Origin of the sequence: Prevotella sp. P6B1, assembly GCF_000702825.1 — a bacterium.
Lineage (GTDB): Bacteria > Bacteroidota > Bacteroidia > Bacteroidales > Bacteroidaceae > Prevotella.
Window position 1 is genome coordinate 133,317 of record NZ_JNKF01000017.1, and the last position, 6,096, is coordinate 139,412.

The following is a 6,096-nucleotide window of genomic DNA, read 5'->3' on the forward strand; positions in this document are numbered from 1 at the left end:
AATTACATATAACCTAACCAGCGTAGAATATCGTTGAGGTTGGCAAAGACCATCAATAGGATGAGTAGTCCGAAGCCAACATATTCAGCGCGAACCATGAATGTCTCAGAAGGCTTGCGACGGGTAATCATCTCGTAGATGAGGAACAATACATGTCCTCCGTCCAAGGCGGGGATGGGCAGAATGTTCATGAAAGCCAGGATGATAGAGAGGAAGGCGGTCATCTTCCAGAACAGATACCAATCCCATACTGGTGGAAACAGACTTCCAATGGCGCCGAAACCACCTATCGACTTGGCTCCGTCGGCTGTGAACACATATTTCATGTCGCCAACATAGCCCTTCAGTACGTTCAAACCGTAGGCAATGCCTGCGGGGAAGCTCTCAAAGAATCCGTATTCTTTTGTGACGGGCTTGTAGATGCCTGCAATGGTCTGCACAAAGAATCCGAGCTTGAGGTCGGGTGTCAGCGTGATGGTAGCGGTGTCGCGAATCATGGCTGTCTTGGCGGTCTGATTATCGATGCTGTCCATCAGGAGACCTTCACGCTCGAAAACGATAGTGGCAGTACGGATCTTCATACTGTCGGCCTGTGTCTTGGCGGCGGTCATCATATCTTCGAGCACACCGAGCTGGTCGGTAAACTCATTGTAGCTGTCAACGGGTTTGCCGTTAATCGCAACAAGTTTGTCGCCTTTCTGCAGGCCCATCTTTGCGGCAGGTGAATCGTTCATCACGCTGTCAACTACTGCAGGAATCAACGGACGTACAAATGATGGCTCTGCCTTCAGCATACCTAACAGGTTGATGTCGCCTGGCAGGCTGATGCTCATAGCCTTGCCATTGCGGATGATGTCGGCACGAGTGGCTTCGCTCAGGTCGCGGTACATGTCGGCAGAGAAGTCCTTGAACTCGCCTTTCTCAGTACCTACCAAGATATCGCCATCCTGGAATCCGTACTGCTTGGCCTCGGTGTTGAACTTCATACCAAGTGTCATGTTCTTGGTGGGGATATAGGTGTCACCCCAGTAGAACAGGATCATGGAGTAGATGAACAGGGCCAGCAGGAAGTTGACCAATACGCCGCCAATCATCACCAACAGGCGCTGCCAAGCGGGTTTCGAACGGAATTCCCAAGGCTGCTCGGGCTGTTTCATCTGTTCGGTATCAAAACTCTCGTCGATCATTCCGGCAATCTTACAGTATCCGCCTAATGGCAACCAGCCCACACCGTACTGGGTATCGCTGTTCTTGGGCTTGAACTTAAACAGACTGCCGTCCCATTTCCAGATGCTGGGATCGAAGAATAGATAAAACTTCTCTACGCGGATGCCAAAGAGCTTGGCAAAGAAGAAGTGGCCGCCCTCATGGAGCAGCACCAGCAGGCCAATGGCCAGCATGAATTGCAAAAGTCTAATTAAAAAAATATCCATTGTTGATTACTTGTTCATTAATTCTGTAGCGATGCGACGAGCCTCGGCATCGGTAGCGATGTAGGTGTCGTAGCTGGGGTTCTTGTCGAAGGTGGCACGCTGCATGGTCTCGGCAATGATGTCGCCCATCTGCAGGAAACCGCACTTGTCTTCTAAGAATCCGCGGTTCACAATCTCATTGGCTGCATTCACGATACATGGCATGTTACCTCCCTTGTCGATCGCCTCGAAAGCGAGTGCCAGGCAACGGAACTTCTCCAAGTCGGGCTCGAAGAACTCCAGGTGCTGAGCCTTAAACAGGTCGAGACGCTCACCACTCAGGTGCAAACGCTGTGGAAACGAGAAGGCATACTGGATGGGCAGACGCATATCGGGCACACCTAACTGAGCTTTTACGCTACCATCCTGGAACTGAACGGCCGAGTGGACGATACTCTGCGGGTGAACCAATACCTGAATCTGTTTGGCATCCACACCAAAGAGCCACTTAGCCTCGATAACCTCGAAACCTTTGTTCATCATCGATGCAGAATCGATGGTGATTTTGGCTCCCATGTCCCATGTGGGATGGCGCAGGGCGTCGGCCTTGGTCACGTGGGCTATCTCTTCCATCGACTTCAAGCGGAATGGACCGCCTGACGCTGTCAGCAGAATCTTTTCTATCGGATTCTGATCCTCACCAACCAGACTCTGGAAGATGGCAGAGTGCTCGCTGTCGACAGGCAGGATGGGGGTGTGGTACTGCTGAGCCAACTGCAGAATCAGTTCGCCTGCCACCACTAATGTCTCCTTGTTGGCCAGGCAAATAGTCTTGCCGGCTTTGATAGCGTGAATGGTGGGGTTCAGGCCGGCGAAACCTACCATTGCGGTGAGTACCATATGGATGGGGCCGGCTTCTACAATCTCGTTCAGAGCTTGAGCTCCGGCATAAACCTTCACATCGGGCATGTCGCTCATCAGCGACTTCAGCTCATCGTAACGTGCTTCATTGGCTATGACGATGGCTGCGGGCTTGAACTTGTGAGCCTGCTCGGCCAACAGTTCTACCTTATTGTTAGCAGTTAGGCAGTACACCTCATACAGGTCTGCATGTTCTTCGATGACCTCGAGTGCCTGCGTTCCTATCGACCCCGTAGAGCCGAGAATGGCTATTTGTCTCTTCATAACTCTAAAATGCCTTCCGGCAGTTTTACTTTTATTTGTTGTTTCTTTGTATCTACATCCGTAATCAGTTCTTCCGATGCGGGAATCAGTTTGCCGTCTTCCAACTCGAAGAGGATGTTCATGGTCGTGTCGTCAATCGAGGCTATGCGACCAGCAACCTTGTTGGTGTTGGCATCAATCAGCTCAAATCCCACGATGGCAGCCCATGAAAGTTGCTCCTCATCGTCCTCTGCCATCTCGCGGGGAAAATAGACCTCACAGCCAGTCAGCTCTCTGGCTCGTTCCTGTGTGTCAATGCCTTCGAACTTCATCAGCGCATTGTCATCGGTCTTGAAACGGTACTCTTCTATAAAGAAAGGTACAAGGATGCCATCCATGTCGAGAATCAGATAGTCGGCATCAGTACGATCGAACACGTCATCGTCGAAGAGAAAGCTGATCTCTCCTTTCACGCCGTGTACCTTGCCTAACTTACCTATCTTATATACTTCTTCCTGACGTATCATGCTCTTGTGATTTTTGCGCCGAGGGCATTCAGACGGGCTTCGATGTTCTCGTAGCCACGGTCTATCTGTTCTATATTGTCGATGCGGCTGGTGCCATTGGCACTCATAGCGGCAATCAGCAGGGCGATACCAGCACGGATGTCGGGACTCGACATGCGTCCGCCACGTAGGGTAATCTTGCGGTCGTGACCAACGACTACCGCACGGTGAGGATCGCAGAGGATGATTTGTGCTCCCATGTCGATCAGCTTGTCGACAAAGAACAGGCGACTTTCGAACATCTTCTGGTGGAACAGTACCGAACCACGTGCCTGCGTAGCTACTACGATGAGTACTGATAGCAGGTCGGGAGTCAGTCCTGGCCAGGGGGCATCGGCCAGTGTCATGATGGTACCATCCATAAACGATTGTATCTCATAGTGCTTCTGACGGGGCACCCAAAGGTCGTCGCCTTCAACTTTGAGCTTGACGCCCAAACGACGGAAGGCATCGGGAATGATGCCGAGGTTCTTTACGCTGACATTCTTGATGCGGATGCCATCGCCACACATTGCTGCCATGCCGATGAATGATCCTACCTCAATCATGTCGGGCAGAATCAGATGATCGGTGCCATGCAGACGGTCCACGCCTTCAATCGTCAGTAGGTTCGAAGCAATGCCACTGATGCAGGCACCCATGCCGTTCAGCATCTTGCAGAGCTGCTGCAGGTAGGGTTCGCAGGCGGCGTTATAGATGGTGGTGGTGCCTTTGGCAAATACGGCAGCCATAATGATATTGGCCGTACCAGTCACTGAGGCCTCGTCGAGTAGCATGTATGTGCCTTTCAGCTTCTTGGCCGAAATCTCGTACACGTCGCGACCTTCTATGCGGTTGAAGGAAGCTCCAAGTTTCTCGAATCCTAAGAAATGGGTGTCCAGACGACGGCGCCCGATCTTGTCACCACCAGGTTTGGTGATGATGGCTTTGCCCATGCGGGCCAACAGTGGACCAATCATCATGACGCTCCCTCTCAGAGCAGCACATTTCTGTACAAACTCATCGCTCTCCAGATAATCAAGGTTCAGCTCGTCGGCGTGGAATGCGTAGGTATTTTCCTCTTTCTTTGAAACCTTTACACCAATATCACGCAGCAGCTGGATGAGGTTGTTTACATCGCGAATGTTCGGGATGTTACGGATAATCACCTCTTCCTCTGTCAACAAAGAGGCGCAGATAACCTGCAAGGCTTCGTTCTTGGCACCCTGCGGCGTGATGGTTCCTTTCAGAAGATGGCCGCCTTCGATGATAAATGATGCCATATCGGTTATTTCTTTTTCTTATTCTTCTTGTCTTCAGGTGCTGTTACCTTTTCGAATCTAAAGGCGCCCAGGTCTATCTGGACGGCACCGTCGGTATAACGTGCCAGATCATCGGCCACACGTTCATCATCCATAGAGCCGTGACCCCATAGTGCCAAGTCGCGTTTCATCTGATTAGCGGTGTATCTTATCAGGGCATTACGCTCCTCGCTATCAGGCATCGTCTTTAACTTCAGAAAGAGCTCCTCGACCAGTCTGCCATAGTGGCGCAGTCTCACGCCATCCTGAGGCAGTTTCATGGGCTGGGGCTTCGATAGGATTTTATCGGCCTCGCTGATATCGAAAGGCCAGTCAATCTCGAGCTCTCTGTGACTCATCAGATACAGATGATTCCAGAGTGTCTGCTCAAAGTCTTCATTTTCCTTCAGTTGTGGGTTTTTAGTCTCCATCAGTTTGATGATGGTATATGCACATTGCAGGCGTTCTTCTTTTGTCGGCAATTCGCAGGCAATCTCAACCATCTTCTGGATCTCGCGCCCGTATTCCGACATCACCAGCTTCTCTCGCTGTGTGTTGTAATCTAATCCTTTTATATCCATAAACTCTTCATTATTCACTATTCGTTATTCATTATAGTAGCTTCTTTGGAAGCTTCGCCACAAAGTCCTTCAGATAATACGGCACAAAATAGGCCACATCTTCTGTCTGATTGTTCAGTAGTCGCTTCTCTGCCAGTGGCTGCATCCACTTGGCCAGTGGTTCGATGCCCTCAATCAGATGGGCATTCGGGTGATTGATGGTCTCCATGCATTTCTTGGCGCCATTGCCGAAGAAGTACACAGGGTGTTCATCCAGGTATTCTTTGTAGGTCTCTGCGGTCACTACATCGGCACCAATCTCACGAATGGGTTTTAGTGCTCTGTCATAGATGCCGGCATATACCTCCATGCGGCGAGCGTCAAGCATTGGACAGAGTAGGGCATCCTCTTCGGGAATCTCTCTTAATAGCACAGGTACACAGAGCAATTCCAACGTAGGGACGGCAATCAGTTTCAGATTCCTGCCGTAGCATACTCCCTTTGCCATTGATACGCCGATGCGCAGTCCTGTGTAGGAGCCCGGACCACAGCTTACAGCCACGGCATCAAAGGGAATGGCGTGATTATCGGTAAACGAGAGTGCCTCGTCAACCATAGAACCTAAACTTTCTGCATGATTCGGACCGCTGTGATCTTCTTGCTGAAAGATGACGTGTGAGTCCTCCGAAACAGCAACGGAGCATACGTCCGTACTGGTTTCAATATGTAATATCGTCGACATACTTTTTAATTGTTTCCTATATAAGTAAGGTGCAAAGGTAATCATTTTTTTGTCAACTACCATCGTTTTATCAGAAATTAACGTAGTATGTAGCCTGTGCTTCAGTTCTTGTGGAATCGGGTGCGAAAATCACGTGAGTTAATTCGATTGATGATTTGAGCCGGCTCGATTGATGATTTGAATTAACTCACGGTTTTTGCCTGGTTCTGATTCTCTCTATATAATATATAATAATGTGACAATATTTTTCGGATTGATATTTGTCAAGAGCGGCCAAAAAAATGCATGAAAAATGAAAATTTCTCTCGAAAAGTTTTGGTAGTTTCAAAAAAAGCCGTACCTTTGCACCCGCAAATCAGGAACACCACCTGA

6 protein-coding genes are annotated in these 6,096 nt (G+C 49.8%); all 6 read right to left on the reverse strand.

Annotation, left to right across the window (positions count from 1 at the left end):
- Positions 1-2 precede the first annotated feature (2 nt).
- The 6 genes from rseP to tsaB are packed head-to-tail and all read right to left on the reverse strand — an operon-like array spanning position 3 to position 5,724.
- On the reverse strand, positions 3-1,433 hold the full coding sequence (rseP, locus tag T495_RS0114520; protein WP_033149197.1) for an RIP metalloprotease RseP: 1,431 nt from the start codon (positions 1,431-1,433) through the stop codon (positions 3-5).
- A 6-nt stretch (positions 1,434-1,439) separates the two neighbouring features.
- Positions 1,440-2,597, reverse strand: coding sequence for a 1-deoxy-D-xylulose-5-phosphate reductoisomerase (locus tag T495_RS0114525; protein ID WP_033149198.1), 1,158 nt, complete (start codon positions 2,595-2,597; stop codon positions 1,440-1,442).
- Positions 2,594-3,103 carry a ribosome maturation factor RimM gene (rimM, locus tag T495_RS0114530; protein WP_033149199.1) on the reverse strand — a complete coding sequence of 170 codons (510 nt, stop codon included), beginning with the start codon at positions 3,101-3,103 and terminating at the stop codon, positions 2,594-2,596. The genes T495_RS0114525 and rimM overlap by 4 nt, the downstream gene beginning before the upstream one ends.
- Complete coding sequence (gene murA / locus T495_RS0114535; RefSeq protein ID WP_033149200.1) at positions 3,100-4,404, reverse strand: UDP-N-acetylglucosamine 1-carboxyvinyltransferase; 1,305 nt, start codon at positions 4,402-4,404, stop codon at positions 3,100-3,102. The genes rimM and murA overlap by 4 nt, the downstream gene beginning before the upstream one ends.
- A 5-nt stretch (positions 4,405-4,409) precedes the next feature.
- A complete protein-coding gene (locus tag T495_RS0114540) occupies positions 4,410-5,003 on the reverse strand; it encodes a DUF4290 domain-containing protein (RefSeq protein ID WP_028903401.1) in 594 nt (197 codons plus the stop codon).
- A gap of 31 nt (positions 5,004-5,034) precedes the next feature.
- Positions 5,035-5,724 carry a tRNA (adenosine(37)-N6)-threonylcarbamoyltransferase complex dimerization subunit type 1 TsaB gene (gene tsaB, locus T495_RS0114545; protein ID WP_028903402.1) on the reverse strand — a complete coding sequence of 230 codons (690 nt, stop codon included), beginning with the start codon at positions 5,722-5,724 and terminating at the stop codon, positions 5,035-5,037.
- Positions 5,725-6,096: the final 372 nt, after the last annotated feature.